Origin of the sequence: Mucilaginibacter sp. L196, from assembly GCF_009765905.1 — a bacterium.
Lineage (GTDB): Bacteria > Bacteroidota > Bacteroidia > Sphingobacteriales > Sphingobacteriaceae > Mucilaginibacter.
In genome coordinates, this window is record NZ_LMUO01000015.1 from 1,066,742 (window position 1) to 1,088,115 (window position 21,374).

A 21,374-nucleotide genomic window follows, 5' to 3' on the forward strand; every position below is an offset into this window, starting at 1 on the left:
CTTTATTTTGCTTCTAATTCTTTTATTAACAATTGGTTTGTTTTTTGCGGATCGATTTTGCCTTTTGAGCTTTTCATGATTTCGCCCATAAACAAACCTAAAACGCCTTTTTTGCCTTTCCTGTACTCAATTACTTTATCAGGGTACTTGGCAATGGCGTCGCTAATATAGCGGCTTAAATCGCCTCCATCGTCGCTTATAAGTAAATTTAATTCGGTAGCTAATTGTGTGGCATTTTTTTCGGGTGATGCCAACAAGGCAGGAAATAACTTATGTGAAGCAACTGTATTGTTTATTTTTCCGGCATCAACTAATTGAATTAAGCCTGCTAAATTTTCAGGTTTAACTTTAATTTCATTAATTGAAATTCCGTGTTCATTTAAATGAGATTTCAACGGGCCCATTAATAAATGCACTGCCGATTTATAGTTGCTGGTATGTTTTATCAGTTCATCAAAAAATAATGCCAAATCCCTATCCGCGGTAATTACTGATGCGTCGTAATCGGATAATGATAATTCAGCAATATATTTTTTATAAAGTTCGTTTGGCAGGGCAGGCATGGCCTGTTTTATGTTAAGTATATATGCTTCATTCAAAAACAGGGGTTGCAGATCAGGTTCCGGAAAATAACGGTAATCATTAGCCATTTCTTTTGAACGTAAAACAGATGTTTCGCCGGTATCAGCATTAAAGTTTAATGTGTTTTGATCTATGCGACCGCCTGCTTCAATAATATTTACCTGCCTTACAAATTCATGCTCTATAGCACGTTGTACATTCCGTATAGAGTTTAAATTCTTTACCTCACAACGATTGCCATAGGTGGTTGCACCTTTTAATCTTACGGAGATATTGGCATCGCAACGCATACTGCCTTCTTCCATATTGCCATCGCAAATATCAAGGTAACGTAACAGTTTGCGTGTCTCGGTTAAAAAATGACCAGCTTCTTCGCTGCTGCGCATATCAGGCTCAGTAACTATTTCAATCAACGGCACACCGGCACGGTTAAGGTCGATCAATGAATCTTCACTATGGTTATCGTGCATGCTTTTGCCCGCATCATCTTCCATATGTATATGGTGGATAGCTATATCCTTTACGCTGCCATCAGATAATCTAACGGGAACAAAACCATGCAAGCAAATAGGCTGCTGATCCTGCGTGGTTTGGAAACCTTTTGGCAGATCAGCATAAAAGTAATTTTTACGGGCAAAGGTGTTATTTAAATTGATGGTGGAATTACAAGCGATTCCCATCTTTACAGCGTACTCAACCATGCGCTTATTAATGCGTGGCAGTGTGCCCGGGTGGCCTAAAGAAATAGGACTGATATGATGGTTCGGTTTAGCGCCAAAAGCCGCTGAGTCCGACGAAAATGCCTTGCTTAAAGTAGATAATTGCGCGTGAACTTCTAACCCTACAACTAATTCGTATTTATCACTTATTGAGTCTGCGAGAACTGTCATATAAATAAAATTCAGCAATATAAAGTGCTGATCCAATTTTCAAATATATACTTATTAGTTATTATGCAGACAAAAATTATCTATCAAAATGCTATGATTTAATATGTAGGTGAATGTAAAACCTGCTTTTAATCACTGTGGTGATGTTTCTTTTTCTTTTTGTGTGAGGTGCTTTTATGCTCTTCTTCTTTATGCTTTTTCTTTTTTGAAGAAGTATGGTTTTCCTTTTGAGAACTATTGTGTTTTTCTTCAGTTGTTTTTTTAACCGGAGTTGCCGCTGCTGCAGTTTGCTTAACATTGGTTGAATCTTTACCGATTTGCTTTATCGTAAATTCGTTATTACGTAAGCCGTATTGAAACAAGCGTTTTTGGCCTGTTGGTTTAGCTTGCTTACCGCTGCCTTCATAAAGAGCGAATTGACGCATCAAATTGCCATCCTGTATATAAAAATTATCGTTGCCACGATAACCTTTCTTTTGCGAAGAGGTTAATTTAGGGAAATCGAGTTTATTTGCCTTTCCGTTGCTAAATTCAAAAGCGTAAATAATGGTATTGTAAACACTATCGTTTGTTTTCGCTTGTATCAGGATCTCAGGGTTGCCATCCATATCCATATCAGTATTAAAAGCATCTACAATAGCGCCGTTCAGATCTCCTGTGGTAGTGGTATAGTTCATATTCACCGAATCGGAATGTAATATTTCAAACGAACCGGTCTCGGTTGAGCCACGTCCCCAGCTCAAAATATCAAAATCATTACCCGGAGCAACTTCAATTAATTTATGATACCGGAATGGTTCCATTAAAGCAGGTTTCTGCGGAATAGTTGATGCAGTTGTGGTAGCAGCAGGTTTGCCGGATTCCTGGGCGCATCCTGCCGCTAAAATACTTACTATAAATATTAAAGAATATAACCTGTTACTCATTTAGTAAAGCTATTAATAATACAATTCATCGGGCGATAATTCGCCTTTAGGTTTACCCGGAATGGTTAAATATACATGCAAAGTGGCTGTTGTACCAACATTATAATATTTTAAAGTAAAGCGGTGAAATCCTTTTTGCAAAGGAACCGAGCCGCCTTGCTCTAATGAGCTATGTTTCCCGTCGTTATTTACTACGGGTACATCGTCTATTAATAATACCGAACCATCATCAGACTGTGTGGTGAAACCATAAACACCATCATTATCAATACGTATAAAACCATTATATATTACGCCAAAAGCCAAAGAACTTTTTTTAATGGCGGCTTGATTGAAGCTTTTTACGATGCCTGTGTCAATGGCAACAGATTTGTCAAGATCAGCGGTGCTGGTAAAAGTTCCTGAGTAAAGGTCATATTTTAATCCACTTGTGGTGCCATTATAATTAACTGGTGGCAACGGAGATTTATTCCACATAACGGTATGGGTTACTACGCTTCGCTTGCCAGATGGTGTAATTACTATTGTTTCCAATTCGCGGAATTGGTCTTGCGGTACATTGTAGCTCAATGGTGTGCTGTAAATTAAATCGGTTTCGCGTGGCGTATAACTATCAATAGTATAAAATATAGTTGCACCAACAACAGATGGTTTTAATTGAGCGTTTAACTGAGATCCAAAAACGATGGTATCCTTAGCGCCAATTGCAGATGGTACACGATAATCAAAATTGTTTTTATCTAACCATGCCAAATGATAGGGTAGGCGCACATTGGCAAAATCATTAAAGTTTTTATTGGCTAAAGGCGTCCAGTTTAATTCACTAACTGCAAGTAAACGTGGTAATAACATATAATCAGCCTTGGCTTCAGTAGGGATGTATTCCGTCCATAAATTTGCTTGCGCGCCTAATATATGTTTCTGTTGATCAGGAGTTAAAGATGGTGGGGTAGGGTTGTAACTATATGTTTTCTGTAAAGGTGAATATCCGCCAATGCCTACCGGCTCGTCACTTAATTTGCCTTGCGCTGCATCCAGATATAAACCACCACTTCCGGGTGTCATAATTACATCGTGATTTTGTTGTGCCGCGGCTATACCGCCAGCTTCGCCGCGCCAGCTCATTACGGTAGCGTTTGGTGACAGGCCGCCTTCTAAAATTTCATCCCACCCAATTATGCTGCGACCTTTAGAGTTCACGAATTTTTCCATACGCTGTATGAAATAACTTTGTAAACCTTCCTCATTTTTAAGCTTAAGTTTTTTGATCAGTTTTTGGCAAAATGGAGATTCTTTCCAAACGTTTTTCGGTACTTCATCACCACCTATATGGATGTATCTGCTCGGGAAAAGATCCATTACTTCGGTTAACACATCCTGTAAAAAGGTAAAAGTTTTTTCTGACGGACAATACACATCGTAAAATACACCCCATGTTTCTGATACTTTATAAGTCCTGCTCGGGTCACAGCTGAGTTCAGGATAAGCTGCGAGCGCTGCCTCGGAGTGGCCCGGCATCTCTATTTCAGGGATGATGGTGATATATCTGTCGGCTGCGTATTTAACTACATCGCGTATCTGATCTTGTGTATAAAACCCTCCGTAAGGCGTGTTATCATATTGTTGTGGGGTGCGATCATGGTAATTGCCAATCACGGTTTGTGCACGCTGGCTACCAATAGTTGTTAATCTAGGGTATTTCTTTATCTCAATTCGCCATCCCTGGTCATCAGTTAAATGCCAGTGAAAGGTGTTGAATTTATAAGCGGCCATTAAGTCGATATATTTTTTCACAAACTCTACCGAGAAGAAGTGGCGGCAAACATCCAGCATCATACCACGGTAACCAAAACGCGGATAATCTTCTATTTGTACGCAAGGAAGGCTTAAGCTGGCCATACCTTCGGCCGGGATTAGTTGTATTAATGTTTGTATACCGTAGAATAAACCTGCGCCTTTACCAGCAATGGTTATTTGTTCAGGCGTAATGGTTAAACGATAGCCTTCAGCCGGTAAACCATCGGTTCCGGAAGAAGTTAATACGATACTATTAACAATAGTATTCCCGCCATTAGCTTTGGGCTGAATATTTAGCATTTTTTTGCTGTGCAGGTAATCTGCAAGAAAAAGAACTGCTTTATTATCAGGGCTATCAGCAACTATGGCCGTTTGCCGACTTAGGGTAAATGTTCCTGTATTTTTTTTGATAGAAACAGGAGCGGGGATGATCCCCATATTTGGCCCATTATCCTGGGCGTTTGTAATTGTTGAGAATGAAGTTATAAGAACAATTAATATCAGAAAAATATTTTTATACATAGTAAATCAACAGCTTTGGTATAATAACCGTGAATATAGTAGAATTTGAAAACGTTGAGGGAATTGTTGTGTAAAAAAGTGCATTAAACTAAAAAAACCATTCGCCTAAGCGGATGGTTTTTTAGTTTTTTCAGGCCTTTCAGCGACTGCAGATTCTTCTGCTTTCTCCGATGGTATCGACGAGGCTGCTTTTACATGGTGCGGCCTGGTTTTACCATATGAGCCCATCGCTATTTTGCCTTTACGTGTTTTTTTATCTCCTTTTCCCATTATCTTATAAGTTTATAAGCTTATAAGGCGACAATGGGCATAATTGTTTTAAACAATATATTAAGCCGTTACAATGTGCTCTTTAGCAGCTAAATAACGTTCAGCTTCGATGGCTGCCATACAGCCTGAACCTGCAGCTGTAACTGCCTGACGGTAGATATGATCCTGTGCATCACCACAGCAGAATACACCTTCAATATTAGTTTGGGTTGAATCCGGTTTGGTGAGGATATAACCTGTTTCATCCATATGTATCCAACCTTTAAAAATATCGGTATTGGGTTTATGGCCGATGGCTACGAAGAAACCTGTAACATCTAATGTTTTTTCCTCATTGGTTACATTATTTATTACTGTTACACCAGTAACACTTTGGCCATCGCCTACAATTTCCTTTGTTTCTGTATTATATAATATCTCGATGTTAGGAGTGTGTAACACACGGTGCATCATAGCCTTTGATGCACGAAATTCATCACGACGAACAATCATGGTTACTTTACGGCACATTTTAGCTAAGTAAGTAGCTTCTTCTGCAGCGGTATCACCTGCACCAACAATGGCAACGTCTTGTCCACGGAAAAAGAATCCATCACATACAGCACAGGCAGAAACACCAAAACCGCTGTATTTTTGTTCAGAATCCAACCCTAACCATTTAGCCGAAGCACCTGTTGAAATAATAACGGTATCAGCTAATATAGTTTTTACTTCGTCTACTACCACTTTATGCGGCATGCTTGAAAAATCAACTGAGCTAACGTATCCAAAACGGATATCAGCGCCCAAACGTTCTGCTTGTTTGCGGAAGTTTTCCATCATCTCAGGACCCATGATACCTTCAGGATAGCCAGGGTAATTTTCAACCTCAGTAGTTTGTGTAAGCTGGCCACCGGCTAACATACCGGTATACAATACAGGTTTTAAATCAGCGCGTGAAGCATAAACAGCAGCGGTATATCCCGCAGGTCCTGATCCAATAATCAGGCATTTAACGTGTTCAAGATCTTGAGACATTGTTGTTTTTTAAATTGAAGCACGAAGTTAAGAAAAAAGGTAAATTCGATAGTCAGATGTTGGTAAACATTGAAGGTGTTAGTTATTTGATATAACAAATATAAACCGCCAACGTAAACAATAAATTATGGATAAGAAAAAGGCCCTGCAACAATTTATAATACTGATAGTAATTTTACTGGTTATTATAATTGTTGCACTAAAACTGTTTCTAAAGGATTTTTATCAAACTGGTTGAGCTAGGTTTGTATAATCCCCACATTAAATGCTTTTTCAATGGGAGCATGATTAGCGGCTTCAATCCCCATTGAGATTACCTTACGCGTTTCCAGTGGATCAATTATACCATCAACCCAAAGCCTTGCGGCTGCATAATATGGAGTGGTTTGTGCGTCATAGCGGTCACTTATTTCTTTTAATAGTTCTGCTTCTCTTTCGGGTGTGATGATTTCTTCGCCTTTTGCTTTTAAGCCTGCGGCCTGTATTTGCAATAAAGTTTTAGCAGCTTGCGAACCACCCATAACCGCAATTTTGGCTGATGGCCAGGCATATATTAACCTAGGGTCATAGGCTTTGCCGCACATAGCGTAATTACCAGCACCATAGGAATTACCTATAACAATTGTAAATTTAGGTACGACTGAATTTGCAACCGCATTAACCATTTTGGCACCGTCCTTAATAATACCTCCTTGTTCTGATCTACTGCCGACCATAAAGCCGGTAACATCCTGTAGGAACACTAAAGGGATTTTCTTTTGATTACAGTTCATGATAAACCGGGTTGCTTTATCGGCTGAATCTGAATAGATCACACCACCAAACTGCATTTCTTTTTTACCAGATTTTACAACCTTGCGCTGGTTAGCCACAATACCTACTGCCCAACCATCAACACGGCCAAGGCCACAGATGATAGATTGGCCGTAATCTGTTTTATATTCTTCAAACTCGGAATCATCCAATAAACGCAGAATAATATCCCTCATATCATAAGGTTTATCGCGGGTGTCGGGTAGTATTCCGTAAATGTCTTTTGGATCAAGCTTTGGTTGAGTAGGTTTTATACGATCAAAGCCGGCCTTATTATAATCACCGATCTTGCTGAAAATATTTTTGATGCTATCTAAACATGCTTGGTCGTTTGGCTGTTTATAATCCGTAACGCCTGATATTTCGCAATGCATTTTAGCACCGCCAAGGCTTTCGTTATCAATGTCTTCGCCAATAGCTGATTTTACGAGGTATGATCCGGCTAAGAATACTGAGCCTGTGCCTTCAACTATCATAGCCTCATCACTCATAATGGGTAAATAAGCTCCACCTGCAACACACGAACCCATAATAGCGGAAATCTGTACAATCCCCATACCGCTCATGATAGCATTGTTGCGGAATATGCGACCGAAATGTTCTTTATCCGGGAATATTTCATCCTGCAAAGGCAAATAAACCCCTGCGGAATCAACCAAATAAATTATGGGAAGTTTATTCTCCATGGAGATTTCCTGTGCACGAAGATTCTTTTTAGCGGTGATCGGAAACCAAGCCCCGGCTTTTACAGTAGCATCATTAGCAACAATTACGCATTGCCTGCCGGATACGTAGCCAATACCACAAATCACACCACCTGAAGGGCAGCCGCCATGTTCGGCATAAAGCCCTTCGCCTACAAAAGCACCAATTTCAAGCCAAGGCTTATCTTTATCTATCAAATAAGCTACACGCTCACGGGCAAGCATTTTGCCTTTTTCTTTTTGTTTGGCTGCGGCTTTTTCGCCACCGCCTAAATAAATCTTTTTCAGCTTGGTAGCAACTTCATAAACAAGCCGTTTATTAATGTCTTCGTTTTTGTTGAATTCAATATCCATAATTGGTCGGTCAGAAAAAACGTAATGTAGTACATTACCGCAAGAAAAGATAAAATTGAAGAATTTTGTTTGCTTATCCGATCGTTTAGTTAGATAAATATAGATTGTAATCGTCAGAAATAAATATCGGCTGCCATCCTGTTAAAATGGCTTTATCAGTTTTACTTATTAAGAGTAAATATTTTTGATGATCATTTATATATGTTGGCACTTTTGAATATATATATTGATTCTTAACATTTAATAAAAATAATGCATCCGGATTGGGAGTTAATATTTTTTCTTTTTGATAATTGCCCCAAACGATCTTAGATATTGTATTGAGCTGAGTTATATTGCTTTTTTTATGAATAAATAACTTGAAACCTTTTAAGTCATTGTCATTAGACAAAGCCGACGCAGTATCATTGCTATAGCTTTTAACCCTGTAATACATAGAATCTACACCATATATTACTGATAGGGATATTACTGTTATAGCAATATATTTAAAAAACTTGTTAGCCCTTAATACATAATCAATTAAATAAGGCAACACCAATATATTTACCGGCAAAAATAGCCGGTCTTCATTGCTGATAGCACTACGTTTAAGTGTAAACATAATCCAATATAGCACATACATAACGCTGACTATAGATGTTATTCTAAACATAACATCCGTTTTAAACATAGTTTTAATATTTCTCCTGTATTGGTATACCAGGAAAAAGAATATTAATAAAAATGCCAGCATTAATATGCTTAGGTATGGATCTAAAAAATGAAGTTTACTTTCTATATTACCATAAATTGAATTAATGCTTAATGCTGAAAATACAACTCCCCAAAAACCTGAAAACGAACCGGAAATTATAGTAGAAATATTTACCAGCAATCCCTGCCCGGTTGTTGGATTTTCACCAAGTCGCAGGTAGAATAAATAAAAGAGCACAACGGAAGCTAAATAAGGAAGTATTATTGTTGCCCTTTTTATTAGATATTTAGTTGTGATTTTTTTAGACCTGTAGTGTTCAACAAGAAAATCAATAGCTAAATATATATTAAAGGCCGTGCTAAACAATAGGAAACTATTTTTGATAAATAGCCCTAATAAATTTAGTAATAATAATGCTATTAGATTTAACCAATAATATTGACCGGCAGTTATTGTTTTTAAATAAGAGTATATGTAAAAAGGGACGCATAAAAAAAGGAATAGATCTGAAGAAGAGTATAAAATAAAATTAATATTAATGAACCTTTGTAAAAGCAATATTAATAATGAAGTAAGCACGATATTTTTGGGCAGAGAGGCTCTTTGGAAAATCTTATAATAAAAGTAGCAGCCGAGTGCTATGGAAATAAAAGACAACACGGCTATGGCAACTCCAATATTACCATCAAAAAATTTAGCAGTTAAATAGGGGATTTGATACTGCCCCGGAGCCCACCAGGTTAGATATTCCGCGTTAAGTTTCGATGTATTTTCATTAAAATTCCACTGTTGATTAAACCCACCGCCGTTTATATAATTATGTAAGCTCATATAACCGTGTAGAGCATCATTTAATATAATTGGCTTGTATACCAGGCAAATTATTAAATAAGCTAAACAAATTACAGCAATGCAGATAATTAAACCTGAAGATATTTTTTTTACCACACACAATTATATATAAAGAAATATTAAATAATGAATTAACATTGGTTTTCATTTGGATAGCATCTCAAATAAAATTTCTATCTCTAAACCAAACCTCATCAACATCTGGTTTAAAACTATTCATCAGGTTTATGAGCTCAATAGGGTCGGCTGATGATAATACTAGTTCTCGGTTTACGGGTTTTAAAAAACGTTGTTCAACCATTACATCTAACTGTTTTAGGAGGAAGTCGTAATACCCGTTCACATTCAATATGCCAATCGGTTTGTTATGCAGGCCTAACTGCAACCATGTTAACACTTCAAAAAACTCTTCCATTGTGCCTAAGCCGCCTGGTAGGGTTATGTAGCCATCACACAAATCGCTCATGAGTTGTTTCCGTTCGTGCATGTTTTCTGTTATATGCAGCTTAGTTATATTGGTATGGCCAACTTCTTTATCCATTAAAAATTGGGGAATAACACCCTCTACCTGCCCGCCTTTAGCTAAAACAGCATCGGCAATCAGTCCCATTACACCAACTTTTCCGCCGCCGTAAACCAAATCGATGTGGTTATTTACCATTACTTCGGCTAACAATTCAATAGATTGCTTTAACAATGGATCACCATTGAAATTGGCGCCGCAGTAAACACATATTTTTTTCATATCAGGTTATAATATTGACCGCCAAATTACAAAAATCCTTGCCATTCAATATTAAATCAATGTTCACTAATTCAATAATTAATTAACTTTACAGCATGAACTTTTCATCAAAGTTGTTGGAGGATGCGGTTGCTGAATTTGCCAAATTACCAGGCGTGGGTCAAAAAACGGCTTTGCGTTTGGTTTTGCATTTATTGAAGCAAGATAGTGCAGAAGTTGACAGGTTTAGTGGCGCGATAACCAAACTCAGGCACGAGATACAATTTTGTCAAACCTGTCATAATATATCCGATCAATTGATATGTGAAATATGCTCGGCACCTAAACGGGATAAAGGCACTATATGCGTGGTTGAAGATACCCGAGATGTAATGGCTGTTGAAAATACCAATCAGTATAACGGGTTGTATCATGTTTTGGGAGGATTGATCTCGCCTATGGATGGTGTAGGCCCCTCGGATCTGGAAGTAGATACGCTTATTGAACGTTTGAAAGATGATAGCGTAAAAGAGATCATATTTGCCCTGAGCGCCACAATGGAGGGCGATACTACTTTGTTTTATTTGAATAAAAGATTAAAATCTTTCAATATAACTATCTCTACCATAGCTCGTGGCATAGCTTTTGGAGGTGAATTAGAGTACGTAGATGAACTAACCTTAGGTCGGTCTATTGCTACACGTGTTCCATACGAGAATTCATTATCCAGGTAAATATGAAACTGTCAGTAGTTATTATCAATCATAACATGTGTGAATTGCTTAGGCATACACTATTTTCTTTGGTTGATGCTGGTAAAAATATTGATTATGAGGTATTTATATATGATAATGCATCTACAGACGGTTCTGTAAAAATGATAGAAAATGAGTTCGCTCAGTTCCATATCATAGCCAGTCAAAAAAAGGTTGGATACTCAAAGGCTTATAATGAGATGATTAACCTCACAACCGGACAGTATATTTTACTAGTCAATCCGGATATTATTAGCTCCAAAAAGACTTTAGAACGCACGCTTGAATTTATGGATGAGCATGCGGATTCTGGCGCGGTAGGTGTAAGAATGATAACACCTAAAGGAAGTTTTCTGTCGGAATCAAACCGCGGTTTATCAAGGCAATGGATTGCGTTTTTCAAATTAACAGGTTTAGCTAAATATTTCCCCAAATCCCGCATTGGTGATCGTAACCGGAAGGATTGGGTAGAGGAGTTTCAAACTTCGGAAGTGGATTTTGTAAATGGCGCATTTATGCTGCTACGCAAGTCGGTGTTAAATGACATAGGGCTTTTCGATGAACAATTTGCTATGTACGGACATGACATAGATCTATCATATCGTATAAGGCTAGCAGGCTTTAAAAATTATTATTTCCCCAAAACATATATCATCAATTTTAATTGGGCTAATTCTTCAAAATTAAACTGGCAATTCGTTAAGAACTTTTATGGTGCTATGATTATATTCGCCGTAAAATATTTGTTCAAAATGCCTGAAATTAAGTTAGACGGCACCGGACAGTTGCCTCTTGCTTATGAAGTTGAAAGATAACGTTGTAATTATAACTGGTGCATCATCTGGCATCGGAAAATCACTTGCTCATGAATTTGCCCAACGTGGCGCTAATCTTATTTTAGGCGCCCGCCAATACGTTCTATTATGCGAAATTGCTGCCGAACTGGAGAAAACTTATGGTATTAAAGCAGTAGCGGTGCATTGTGATGTGGCTATTGAAGAAGAATGTAATCTGTTAATTAAACAAGCGCTGCTTACCTTCAAAAAGATTGATGTATTGGTAAATAATGCGGGTATATCCATGCGTGCATTATTTAATGATGTTGATGTTAAGGTATTAAAGCAATTAATGGATGTGAATTTTTGGGGTACAGTTTATTGTACAAAGTTTGCCTTGCCCGAGATACTTAAAACTAAAGGCAGCATCGTAGGTGTATCGTCCATCGCTGGTTATAAAGGTTTACCGGGGCGTACAGGATATTCAGCATCAAAATTTGCTATGAATGGTTTTTTGGATGCTTTACGGGTTGAAAACTTAAATACTGGCGTTCATATTTTAACAGCGTGCCCGGGATTTACCGCATCAAATATCCGCAATACTGCATTAGATAAAAATGGTACCCAACAGGGCGAAAGTACCCTCCATGAAGAAAAAATGATGACTGCTGATGAGGTAGCCCAAATTATAGTGGATGGTGTTGAAAACAGGGAAAGAACCTTAATCATGACCGGGCAGGGTAAGCTTACCGTCGCGTTAAGTAAATTTATACCGGGTATTTTAGATAAACTGGTATATAATGTATTTAGGAAAGAAAAAGACTCCCTGCTTAAATAAACTATTATAAAGTTTGCATATCGGGCAGATCAACCAAATCAAAATGGTTGATTTTACCTAAATCCAGTATGATCCTGCCATCAGTATCTCTGTCGAATATTGGCCTGAACTTAGCACCCCAAACTATTTCTTCGTGCAGGTAAGCAGTACGGGAATGCACGGTTTGAGAGAATGCATCGTCAAAGGTTTTTAATAATACTGCAAAGCCAGCCTCTGATGTTTTGAGGTATTCAAGTGTCATTCCTTTTAATGGGCTGTTTTCGTTAAGCGGATGAACAACGGTCCAGTTTAAAGTAAGTATACTAACAGATTTTCGTTCTAACTCTAAAGGAAAAAAGCGTCGTATTAATTTACCATCAACATCCTCGTTGTAAGAGAAAATAACCTCTATATTAAGATCGACCAAAATATTCCTCCGCTCATTTGCCAGTCGAAACATTAAGCCGCGACAATTATCATTATAAGGCGCTATGAGGATGCTTTTGCTGTAAATGATTTTTGCAGAGGGCTTTGAAAAACGCCCGTATAATAAACCTGTTGCCATTGCGAAAGAGAGCAATCCCAGCATTGATTCAAATGCAGCCACGCTGTTAGCTGCCATGCCCTTGGGGTAGATGTGGCCGTAACCTACGGTTGTGATGGTTTGTGCCGAAAAGAAGAATGCTTCCCAAAAATGATTTAAACCGTTGTCATCTGTTATTCCATATAAACTATTTGGGTCAATAATTAAATAAGTTAAAGCGAAGATTACGTTTATAATAAAATATGTAAGAACTACCCATAGAGAAAACTTCCCCAAACTCATGGTGATAAGTTTATGGTAATTATCAGCTGTATTAAAATAGGATAGGCCTTTCCGTTTTACATTTGGCGATCCATCTTTATTTATCAAAGGCTGATTTTTCATCACCGGTTGGTAGCCAAAGCCAAGATCATCTTCCGGGTTTATTTTTCTTTTGTGATGGAGAGCCATTTGTGGTTTGTTAAGTAACTAATATCGCAATTTTTTTATTCTGTTTGTTTTTAGAAAAACTATTTCCATATTTGTTGCACAAAATGAAAGCGATAGAATTAAATAATAATTGGTGGTGGCTTAACGAGAGATCGTAAGGCAATTCCATATTTGTTTTTTTAACATATACAAAAAGGGTTGCCATATGGTAACCCTTTTTTATTAGCCCTGCATTATGAAAGCGATATTAAATCACTTATTTGAAAATAAAACATTTAGCCGTGAGGAGTCGAAAGAAATTTTGACTGATCTGGCGCTTGGTAAATATAATAACTCGCAAATAGCTGCCTTTATGACGGCCTATTGTATGCGCAGCATTACGGTGAGCGAACTGGAAGGATTTCGCGATGCCATGCTGGAACTATGCCTGGAGGTTGACCTGGAAACAGAGAATTTAATTGATCTGTGCGGCACCGGCGGCGACGGTAAAGACACTTTTAATATCTCTACATTGGCATCTTTTGTAGTTGCCGGAGCCGGTTATAAAGTGGCTAAGCATGGTAATTATGGTGTTTCATCGGGCTGTGGCTCATCAAATGTGATGGAGTTTTTGGGTTATCAATTTACCAGCGATACCGATAAGCTTAAAACAAGCATTGATAATTCAAATATTTGCTTTTTACATGCACCGTTATTCCACCCTGCAATGAAAACCGTTGCACCAATACGCCGTGAACTGGGTGTGAAAACATTTTTTAATATGCTGGGCCCATTGGTAAATCCGGCTAAACCTACAAATCAATTGGTAGGGGTTTTTAACCTGGAGCTGGCAAGGGTTTATGCTTATCTTTATCAAAAATCGAATAAAAACTATACTATCCTTAACGCGTTAGATGGTTATGATGAGGTTTCGCTAACCTGCGACTTTAAAACCTTTAGCGCTGATGGTGAGAAGATATTTAGCATTGAAGATTTAGGTTTCGATAAATTAAGTCCTGCTGAAATAGTAGGCGGGCATACCGTAAGCGATTCTGCTAATATTTTTATGAAGGTATTGAATGCAGAGGCGAGACCAGCTCAAAATAATGTTGTTTTATGTAACTCGGCATTAGCGATTAAAACAATTGATGCTAACAAAAGCTTTGCTGATTGCTTTTATGAAGCAGAGGAAGCATTATTAAATAAAAAGGCTTTAAATAGTTTTAAACTTTTATTAGCTAACTAATACAATGAATATAAAGGTTTGTGGGTTACGTGATCCGGAGAATATTAAGCAGGTAGTAGATTTGCGGCCAAACTATATCGGCTTTATTTTTTATGATAAAACACCACGTTTTGTAAATGAATTGCCTGTTGAATTATTAAAGGCCATACCAGCAACCATAACTAAAACCGCTGTTTTTGTTAATGAAACCGCTGAAAATATTGAAACTTTAATTGCTAAGTATAATTTTGATGCCATACAGTTACATGGTAATGAAAGCCCGGCTTTTTGTGCTTTGTTTAAGAGTAAGGTTAAAGTTATTAAAGCATTTGGTTTAAATGCTGATTTTGATTTTACTGAACTATCTGCTTATGCAGATCATGTTGATTTGTTTTTATTCGATACAAAAACAAGTATCCACGGAGGTTCGGGAGAAACATTTGATTGGAGTGTTTTAAATAAATATGATCTGGATAAACCATTCTTTTTAAGCGGTGGATTAAGTGTAGATAATTTAGATGAAGTGAAAAACATTACCCACCCACAGTTTTATGGCGTTGACTTAAATAGTCGTTTTGAAATTGAACCAGGGTTAAAAAATATTGATAAATTAGAAACAGCATTTAATTTGCTGAAACAAGACGATACCAATGAAATACGGAGTTAACGATTTAGGCTATTATGGCGATTTCGGAGGAGCATACATCCCTGAAATGCTATACCCAAATGTTGAAGAATTAAGGCAACAGTATTTAACTATTATCGAAGATCCTGCTTTTAAAGCTGAGTTTGATGATTTGATGAAGAACTATGTTGGCAGGCCTTCGCCATTATATCACGCTAAAAGATACTCTGAAAAATACGGAGCCAATATATTTTTCAAGCGGGAAGATCTGAATCATACCGGATCGCACAAAATAAATAATGCCATCGGCCAAATATTGCTGGCCAAACGCTTAGGCAAACATCGTATTATAGCCGAAACAGGTGCAGGTCAACACGGTGTAGCTACGGCTACGGTTTGCGCCCTCATGGGCATTGAATGTATTATTTATATGGGCGAGATTGATATGCAACGCCAGGCGCCAAACGTGTCACGTATGAAAATGCTGGGTGCAAAGGTGATACCTGCAACATCAGGCAGTAAAACACTTAAAGATGCGACAAATGAGGCCTTACGCGATTGGATAGCTAACCCTGTTGATACGCATTATATTATCGGCTCGGTAGTGGGCCCGTATCCTTATCCTGATATGGTTGCGCGTTTTCAGTCGATCATCTCATCAGAAACAAAAAAACAACTACTGGAGAAAACTGGTAATGAATTACCGCAATATGTAATGGCTTGTGTTGGTGGTGGTAGTAACGCTATGGGTATGTTTTACCATTTCTTGGATGATGAAGATGTAAAACTGGTAGCGGTTGAAGCAGCCGGTAAAGGCGTTGATAGCGGGCATTCTGCAGCTACAACTTTTTTAGGTAGAGAAGGTGTACTGCATGGCAGCCGTACTATTTTAATGCAGACCGATGATGGACAGGTTATTGAACCGTATTCTATTTCGGCTGGTTTGGATTATCCTGGTATCGGCCCGCAACATGCATATCTATATAAAATAAACAGGGCCAAATACGTAAGCATTACGGATGATGAGGCTTTACAGGCTGGCTTATTATGTTCTCAATTAGAAGGTATTATACCGGCTATTGAAACAGCACATGCATTGGCTTATTTAGAAAAAATGCAATTTAAAAAAGACGATAATGTAGTGATCTGCATATCAGGCAGAGGCGATAAGGATTTGGATACTTACATAAAATATTTTGGATTTTAATAGCATGAACCGTTTACAAAACCTTTTTAAAAATAAGACTAACAGCCTGTTATCCATTTATTTTACTGCCGGTTACCCGGAATTAGATAGCACCGTTGCTATTGCTGAAGCTCTTGAAAAATCAGGTGCCGATTTTTTGGAAATTGGTTTTCCATATTCTGATCCGGTTGCTGATGGGCCGACTATACAACATAGTTCAGAGATAGCTTTAGAAAATGGGATGACGCTTCATGTGCTGTTTGAGCAATTGAAAGATCTGCGAAAAACGGTGAGCATTCCAATTTTACTAATGGGTTATGTAAACCCGATTGTACAATATGGGGTAGAGAATTTTTGTAAAAAGGCAGCTGAAGTAGGGGTAGATGGAGTGATCGTTCCGGATTTGCCGATGTATGAGTATGAAGCTTTATACTCGAAGTACTTTATCGACAATGATTTAAGTAACATCTTTTTAGTTACACCTCAAACTACAGAAGATCGCATCCGCAAAATAGACGAGCTGAGTAACAGTTTTATTTACCTGCTTTCTTCATCATCTATTACAGGTGGAAGTCTAGATGTATCAAGCGGCATCGAGGATTATTACAAACGCATAAAAGCGATGCAACTGAAAAATCCAATGATTATAGGCTTTGGCATATCAAACAAAACCAATTTTGATAAGGCCTGCGAGTATGCTAACGGAGCAATTGTAGGGAGTGCTTTTGTGAAATTATTGAAGGATGAGGATTATTTGAATAAAATTCCAGCTTTTATAAAATCCATCAAATCGTAAAGTCCGATTACAAATATTGTTCAAGGTCGCCTTTGCCCTCACGGATAACTTCAAAGTCGCCGCTGGTGCAATCCACAACTGTTGATGCAATATTTCCGCCGTAGCCGCCATCGATCACCAAATCAACCTGATCCTGATATTTTTCATGGATCAATTCAGGGTCGGTAGAGTATTCGATGATCTCGTCATCATCTTTTATAGATGCAGATACAATAGGGTTGCCAAGCGCTTTTACAATTTCGCGAGCTATGTTATTATCCGGCACCCTGATACCAACCGTTTTTTTATTGGAACTAAGCAACTTAGGTACGGCATGACTTGCATTAAATATAAATGTAAACGGACCCGGCAAGGCTTTTTTTATAACCCGGAAGGTTGCATTGTCAATCGGTTTGATATAGTCTGATATGTGACTCAAATCATAGCAGATGAAGGAGAAATTAGCTTTCTCCGGTTTGATATTTCTAATTCGGCAAATTGCCTCGATAGCTTTCTGATTGGTAATATCGCAGCCTAAACCATATACTGTATCAGTAGGGTAGATGATGAGTCCGCCTTTGCGTAATACTTCGACTACTTGTTCAATGGCCTTGGGGTTCGGGTTTTCAGGGTAGATCTTGATTAACATAGCATACAAATATACCTTATAAAACAGAAAAGGCCATCCGGTTATGGATGGCCTTTGTATATAACCCAATTGAATTATTTTTGTTTAGCAAACTGAACGTTGATTAACAATTTGATGTCTTCGCCTACAACAACTGCACCAGCTTCAGTTACGCCGCTCCAGGTTAAACCAAAGTCTTTACGGTTTATTTTACCTGAAATTTCAAAGCCTGCTTTAGTGTTGCCATAAAAGTCGTCAGCCGCACCACCAAATTCAACATCTAAAGTAACCGGTTTAGTAACACCTTTTACTGTTAGATCACCTACTAATTTATACTCGTCATCACCAGCTTTGGTGAATGAAGTTGATTTAAATGAGATCTTAGGATATTTTTCTGCATCAAAAAACTCAGCAGATTTCAAATGCTCATCACGTTGTGATTGGTTAGTATCAATGCTGTTGATGTCTAAAGAGAAAGAGATTTTAGCATCTGAGAAATCATCATTTTCAGTATCTAATTCACCTTCAAAGCTTTTAAAAAAGCCGCTTACAGTTGATATAACTAAGTGTTTTACTTTAAACTGTACTTCTGAGTGCATTGGGTCTAAAACCCATTTTGTTGCTGTTGCCATGGTTTTATTATGATTGATTAATGAGACAAATGTAGATAAATATATGTTTAAACATTCAATATCGATTTAAATTGACAATTTATCGACATTGGCTTAAATCTTTAACCATTCATTTGTGAAATTGTTCTGCTGAAAACTTAGATTTACACGTATAATTCTGTAACAAATGAGAAAGCTATTCATCGTATCTGCTATTATAATTTTAAGCATGTTAATTGCCTGGAGCATCATTTGGCATCCTGCTGTATGGTCGCTTGTAATAGTTGTACCATTCATTGTGCTGGGTATATATGATATGATTCAAACTGAGCATACCATAACCAGAAATTTCCCGGTTTTTGGTCACTTACGATTTGTAATGGAAGATCTGAGGCCTAAAATCTACCAATATTTTATTGAGAGCGATACTAACGGAACACCTTTCAATCGTCAATACCGCAGCGTTGTTTACCAACGTGCTAAAATGGATGACGATACTCGTCCGTTCGGTACAGAGCTGGATGTTTACGAAAATGGCTATGAATGGCTTAACCACAGCATTGCAGCCATTGATCATACGAAGTTAAACATGAGCCCACGGGTAACTGTTGGCGGGCCGGATTGCCTTAAACCATATTCAGCAAGTGTATATAATATTTCAGCTATGAGCTTTGGCTCGTTAAGCGAGAATGCAATTTTAGCGCTTAACAGCGGCGCCAAAATAGGTGGCTTCGCGCATAATACAGGCGAAGGTGGCCTTAGTCACTATCACCTGCAGCCCGGCGGGGATATTATATGGCAATTAGGTACAGGATACTTCAGCTGCCGCCATAAGGATGGTACGTTTGATTATGACGCTTTTGCCCAGCGCGCTGTCCTTCCGCAAGTAAAGATGATCGAGATCAAGCTATCGCAGGGTGCAAAACCCGGTCATGGTGGTATTTTACCTGCTGCTAAGGTAACTCCTGAGATTGCCAAGATAAGATTAGTTGAAATGGGTGAAGATGTGATCTCCCCACCATACCACACCGCATTTACCAACCCGTTGGAGATGATGGATTTTATCAAAAAACTACGTGAACTATCCGAAGGTAAACCCATTGGTTTCAAGCTGTGCTTAGGCCATAAAAGCGAGTTTCTGGCTATTTGCAAGGCTATGATAAGTACCGGAATTTATCCCGATTTCATTACTGTTGATGGGGGCGAGGGAGGTACCGGTGCTGCACCATTAGAGTTCTCCAACTCAGTTGGTATGCCGCTTCGTGAAGCTTTGGCATTTGTTTATGACGCGTTAACCGGCTTCAACCTTAAAAAGCATATTAAGATCATAGCCTCCGGTAAAGTAGCTACAGGGTTCGACCTGGTGAAGAATTTTGCTTTAGGTGCCGATATGTGCAACAGTGCCCGTGGTATGATGTTCGCATTAGGCTGTATACAGGCCTTGGAATGTAACAACAATACCTGCCCTACAGGTGTAGCCACACAAGATAAAAGCCTCATGAAGGGCCTCGTAGTAGAAGAAAAGAAACAACGTGTAGCCAACTTCCACAAGGCAACCATAGCCAGTGCTATACAGATGATAGGCGCGGCAGGCCTGCAACATCCTGCTGATATACACCGCATGTTTATCTACCGCCGGGTAAGCAGCAGCCAGATCCAAACCTACGGCGAGCTATTCCCTTACATACCCAAAGGTAGCTTGCTAAATACGCCGTACCCTTCAACATTCGAATTAGATATGGCTATAAGCAGCGAAACTACATTTGTACCAAACTATACCCTCGTAAGCCAGGTAGACTCTACCGAAGCAAGCGCATATGTAGGCTAAATAGCGTCTCAAAAAACAAGCGAAGTTCACCCTCTATATCGCGCAGCGAAAGAGAGGGGCGACCAGCGAAGCGTAGTCGGGGTGAGTCGACTCTGCGCCCAACTGTACCACGGTACAAGTGAAACACCTGGTACAGTTGGTACACTTTTTACCCCAAAAACGCTCTAAAAGTATACGAAAAAGCTGTTTTTAGATTGAAAAATCGACATAAAATAGTCCTTTTTAGCCTTTTTTAGACCCGAAAATGCCTTAAAAACACCCATTTTTCATCAAAAAAGGCATATAAAAGCACCCTTTTAGATAAAAAAGTCAACAAAAAAGAGGCTTAATAGCCTCTTTTTTGAACGTCTTGAAACAGTAATTACATATTTTTACCCGCCACCATCACCACAAAATTATTATACTTATAAATACAATCAGTTTCCGAAAAGCCTGCCTGCTCCAGCATCTGCAACTGCGGTTCAAGCTTCGCGAATTTATCCAATTTAATACGCTCGAAAGCCCCATCAATAGCTTGCTGATCAAGTCCCGAATTAATTACCGTTTCCTTCCAGTTTGATTTGTAATAATTATCGAACCATGGCGTACGGCCTTCTACCTGGTCGGCATTAATAAAAACGCCGCCATCATTTAGGGCATCAAAAGCATATTGATAAAGGCTCGCCTTTTGCTCATCCTCCAAATGGTGAATAGCCAGCGCCGAAATAATCAAGTCATACTTTCCTTGAATAGGTCCGGCAGAAAAATCATACTCACCGAACTCAAAATTATCCAACCCCGCGAATCTTTCTTTGGCAACGGCCAACATATCCGTAGAAATATCTGTTAACGTAAAATGCAGATCATTTCTTTGTTGATGTATGAACTGGGTAAAAAGCCCTGTACCCGCTCCAATATCCAAAACCCGCTTAGCGTTGGTAAGAGAATTTACAATCGGAAGGCAGCTCGTGTAAAAATCATCGAAACAAGGAATAAAGTACCTCCGCTGACTATCATATTTTTTCGATACACTGTTGAATTGATCCGTAATATTATTATTCATGATATG

Annotated in this window: 20 protein-coding genes; 8 read left to right on the plus strand and 12 right to left on the minus strand. The window is 38.4% G+C overall.

Translation table 11 applies throughout. The features are described 5' to 3' along the window. Window positions 1-2: 2 nt before the first annotated feature. From gatB to GSQ74_RS15340, 8 genes are all read right to left on the minus strand, one after another. Complete coding sequence (gatB, locus tag GSQ74_RS15305; protein ID WP_158994776.1) at window positions 3-1,472, minus strand: Asp-tRNA(Asn)/Glu-tRNA(Gln) amidotransferase subunit GatB; 1,470 nt, start codon at window positions 1,470-1,472, stop codon at window positions 3-5. A gap of 128 nt (window positions 1,473-1,600) precedes the next feature. Then, a complete protein-coding gene (locus GSQ74_RS15310) occupies window positions 1,601-2,398 on the minus strand; it encodes a hypothetical protein (protein ID WP_158994779.1) in 798 nt (265 codons plus the stop codon). A 12-nt stretch (window positions 2,399-2,410) separates the two neighbouring features. Beyond that, complete coding sequence (locus GSQ74_RS15315; RefSeq protein ID WP_158994781.1) at window positions 2,411-4,717, minus strand: family 20 glycosylhydrolase; 2,307 nt, start codon at window positions 4,715-4,717, stop codon at window positions 2,411-2,413. 105 nt (window positions 4,718-4,822) lie between these two features. Beyond that, the gene (locus GSQ74_RS15320; RefSeq protein ID WP_158994783.1) at window positions 4,823-4,987 is read right to left on the minus strand and encodes a 30S ribosomal protein THX; all 165 of its coding nucleotides are present in this window, start codon (window positions 4,985-4,987) and stop codon (window positions 4,823-4,825) included. A 60-nt stretch (window positions 4,988-5,047) separates the two neighbouring features. Beyond that, window positions 5,048-6,004: a thioredoxin-disulfide reductase gene (trxB, locus tag GSQ74_RS15325; protein WP_158994785.1), complete on the minus strand. Its 957-nt coding sequence runs from the start codon at window positions 6,002-6,004 to the stop codon at window positions 5,048-5,050. Between the two features lie 239 nt (window positions 6,005-6,243). Next, window positions 6,244-7,875: an acyl-CoA carboxylase subunit beta gene (locus GSQ74_RS15330; protein WP_158994787.1), complete on the minus strand. Its 1,632-nt coding sequence runs from the start codon at window positions 7,873-7,875 to the stop codon at window positions 6,244-6,246. An 85-nt stretch (window positions 7,876-7,960) separates the two neighbouring features. Continuing rightward, window positions 7,961-9,151, minus strand: coding sequence for a hypothetical protein (locus GSQ74_RS15335; protein WP_158994789.1), 1,191 nt, complete (start codon window positions 9,149-9,151; stop codon window positions 7,961-7,963). A 433-nt stretch (window positions 9,152-9,584) separates the two neighbouring features. Further along, window positions 9,585-10,169, minus strand: a complete 585-nt coding sequence (locus GSQ74_RS15340; protein ID WP_158994791.1) for a TIGR00730 family Rossman fold protein — start codon at window positions 10,167-10,169, stop codon at window positions 9,585-9,587. Between the two features lie 95 nt (window positions 10,170-10,264). On the opposite strand from GSQ74_RS15340, the gene recR reads away from it, so the two are divergent. The 3 genes from recR to GSQ74_RS15355 are packed head-to-tail and all read left to right on the plus strand — an operon-like array spanning window position 10,265 to window position 12,517. Continuing rightward, a complete protein-coding gene (recR, locus tag GSQ74_RS15345; protein ID WP_158994793.1) occupies window positions 10,265-10,882 on the plus strand; it encodes a recombination mediator RecR in 618 nt (205 codons plus the stop codon). Between the two features lie 2 nt (window positions 10,883-10,884). Then, window positions 10,885-11,718 carry a glycosyltransferase family 2 protein gene (locus GSQ74_RS15350; RefSeq protein WP_158994795.1) on the plus strand — a complete coding sequence of 278 codons (834 nt, stop codon included), beginning with the start codon at window positions 10,885-10,887 and terminating at the stop codon, window positions 11,716-11,718. Continuing rightward, entirely contained in the window at window positions 11,702-12,517 is an 816-nt protein-coding gene (locus GSQ74_RS15355; RefSeq protein ID WP_158994797.1) for an SDR family oxidoreductase, read from the plus strand. The genes GSQ74_RS15350 and GSQ74_RS15355 overlap by 17 nt, the downstream gene beginning before the upstream one ends. 4 nt (window positions 12,518-12,521) lie before the next feature. Here the strand turns inward: GSQ74_RS15355 and GSQ74_RS15360 are convergent, their stop codons facing one another. Then, on the minus strand, window positions 12,522-13,490 hold the full coding sequence (locus tag GSQ74_RS15360; RefSeq protein ID WP_158994799.1) for an ion channel: 969 nt from the start codon (window positions 13,488-13,490) through the stop codon (window positions 12,522-12,524). A 214-nt stretch (window positions 13,491-13,704) separates the two neighbouring features. Here GSQ74_RS15360 and trpD point away from each other — a divergent pair, with 214 nt between their 5' ends. From trpD to trpA, 4 genes are read left to right on the plus strand one after another with little or no spacing between them, the layout of a single operon-like run. Further along, window positions 13,705-14,694 carry an anthranilate phosphoribosyltransferase gene (gene trpD / locus GSQ74_RS15365; protein ID WP_158994801.1) on the plus strand — a complete coding sequence of 330 codons (990 nt, stop codon included), beginning with the start codon at window positions 13,705-13,707 and terminating at the stop codon, window positions 14,692-14,694. Window positions 14,695-14,698: 4 nt separating this feature from the next. Then, window positions 14,699-15,340 (plus strand): phosphoribosylanthranilate isomerase, encoded by a 642-nt coding sequence (locus GSQ74_RS15370; protein ID WP_158994803.1) that lies wholly within the window; start codon window positions 14,699-14,701, stop codon window positions 15,338-15,340. Beyond that, a complete protein-coding gene (gene trpB, locus GSQ74_RS15375) occupies window positions 15,324-16,505 on the plus strand; it encodes a tryptophan synthase subunit beta (RefSeq protein ID WP_158994805.1) in 1,182 nt (393 codons plus the stop codon). Before GSQ74_RS15370 ends, trpB begins: the two co-directional genes overlap by 17 nt. Window positions 16,506-16,509: 4 nt before the next feature. Next, window positions 16,510-17,280, plus strand: coding sequence for a tryptophan synthase subunit alpha (gene trpA, locus GSQ74_RS15380; RefSeq protein WP_158994807.1), 771 nt, complete (start codon window positions 16,510-16,512; stop codon window positions 17,278-17,280). Between the two features lie 7 nt (window positions 17,281-17,287). Here trpA and GSQ74_RS15385 read toward each other — a convergent pair whose 3' ends face one another. Both GSQ74_RS15385 and GSQ74_RS15390 read right to left on the minus strand, forming a co-directional pair. Then, window positions 17,288-17,908, minus strand: a complete 621-nt coding sequence (locus GSQ74_RS15385; protein WP_158995249.1) for an L-threonylcarbamoyladenylate synthase — start codon at window positions 17,906-17,908, stop codon at window positions 17,288-17,290. A 74-nt stretch (window positions 17,909-17,982) separates the two neighbouring features. Then, the gene (locus tag GSQ74_RS15390; protein WP_158994809.1) at window positions 17,983-18,519 is read right to left on the minus strand and encodes a YceI family protein; all 537 of its coding nucleotides are present in this window, start codon (window positions 18,517-18,519) and stop codon (window positions 17,983-17,985) included. Window positions 18,520-18,685: 166 nt separating this feature from the next. Between GSQ74_RS15390 and GSQ74_RS15395 the strand changes: the two genes are divergently transcribed. Next, complete coding sequence (locus GSQ74_RS15395) at window positions 18,686-20,326, plus strand: FMN-binding glutamate synthase family protein (RefSeq protein WP_158994811.1); 1,641 nt, start codon at window positions 18,686-18,688, stop codon at window positions 20,324-20,326. Window positions 20,327-20,687: 361 nt separating this feature from the next. Here GSQ74_RS15395 and GSQ74_RS15400 read toward each other — a convergent pair whose 3' ends face one another. Beyond that, window positions 20,688-21,368 carry a trans-aconitate 2-methyltransferase gene (locus GSQ74_RS15400; protein ID WP_158994813.1) on the minus strand — a complete coding sequence of 227 codons (681 nt, stop codon included), beginning with the start codon at window positions 21,366-21,368 and terminating at the stop codon, window positions 20,688-20,690. Between the last annotated feature and the right edge of the window lie 6 nt (window positions 21,369-21,374).

Bases quoted from the DNA above. Each gene is read 5' to 3' on its own strand.
- trpA (WP_158994807.1), top strand. From the start codon at position 16,510: ATGAACCGTTTACAAAACCTTTTTAAAAATAAGACTAACAGCCTGTTA.
- GSQ74_RS15330 (WP_158994787.1), bottom strand. From the start codon at position 7,875: ATGGATATTGAATTCAACAAAAACGAAGACATTAATAAACGGCTTGTT.
- GSQ74_RS15400 (WP_158994813.1), bottom strand. From the start codon at position 21,368: ATGAATAATAATATTACGGATCAATTCAACAGTGTATCGAAAAAATAT.
- trpD (WP_158994801.1), top strand. From the start codon at position 13,705: ATGAAAGCGATATTAAATCACTTATTTGAAAATAAAACATTTAGCCGT.
- gatB (WP_158994776.1), bottom strand. From the start codon at position 1,472: ATGACAGTTCTCGCAGACTCAATAAGTGATAAATACGAATTAGTTGTA.
- GSQ74_RS15370 (WP_158994803.1), top strand. From the start codon at position 14,699: ATGAATATAAAGGTTTGTGGGTTACGTGATCCGGAGAATATTAAGCAG.
- GSQ74_RS15310 (WP_158994779.1), bottom strand. From the start codon at position 2,398: ATGAGTAACAGGTTATATTCTTTAATATTTATAGTAAGTATTTTAGCG.
- GSQ74_RS15360 (WP_158994799.1), bottom strand. From the start codon at position 13,490: ATGGCTCTCCATCACAAAAGAAAAATAAACCCGGAAGATGATCTTGGC.
- trpB (WP_158994805.1), top strand. From the start codon at position 15,324: ATGAAATACGGAGTTAACGATTTAGGCTATTATGGCGATTTCGGAGGA.
- recR (WP_158994793.1), top strand. From the start codon at position 10,265: ATGAACTTTTCATCAAAGTTGTTGGAGGATGCGGTTGCTGAATTTGCC.
- GSQ74_RS15315 (WP_158994781.1), bottom strand. From the start codon at position 4,717: ATGTATAAAAATATTTTTCTGATATTAATTGTTCTTATAACTTCATTC.
- GSQ74_RS15390 (WP_158994809.1), bottom strand. From the start codon at position 18,519: ATGGCAACAGCAACAAAATGGGTTTTAGACCCAATGCACTCAGAAGTA.
- GSQ74_RS15350 (WP_158994795.1), top strand. From the start codon at position 10,885: ATGAAACTGTCAGTAGTTATTATCAATCATAACATGTGTGAATTGCTT.
- GSQ74_RS15355 (WP_158994797.1), top strand. From the start codon at position 11,702: ATGAAGTTGAAAGATAACGTTGTAATTATAACTGGTGCATCATCTGGC.
- GSQ74_RS15320 (WP_158994783.1), bottom strand. From the start codon at position 4,987: ATGGGAAAAGGAGATAAAAAAACACGTAAAGGCAAAATAGCGATGGGC.
- trxB (WP_158994785.1), bottom strand. From the start codon at position 6,004: ATGTCTCAAGATCTTGAACACGTTAAATGCCTGATTATTGGATCAGGA.
- GSQ74_RS15385 (WP_158995249.1), bottom strand. From the start codon at position 17,908: ATGTTAATCAAGATCTACCCTGAAAACCCGAACCCCAAGGCCATTGAA.
- GSQ74_RS15395 (WP_158994811.1), top strand. From the start codon at position 18,686: ATGAGAAAGCTATTCATCGTATCTGCTATTATAATTTTAAGCATGTTA.
- GSQ74_RS15340 (WP_158994791.1), bottom strand. From the start codon at position 10,169: ATGAAAAAAATATGTGTTTACTGCGGCGCCAATTTCAATGGTGATCCA.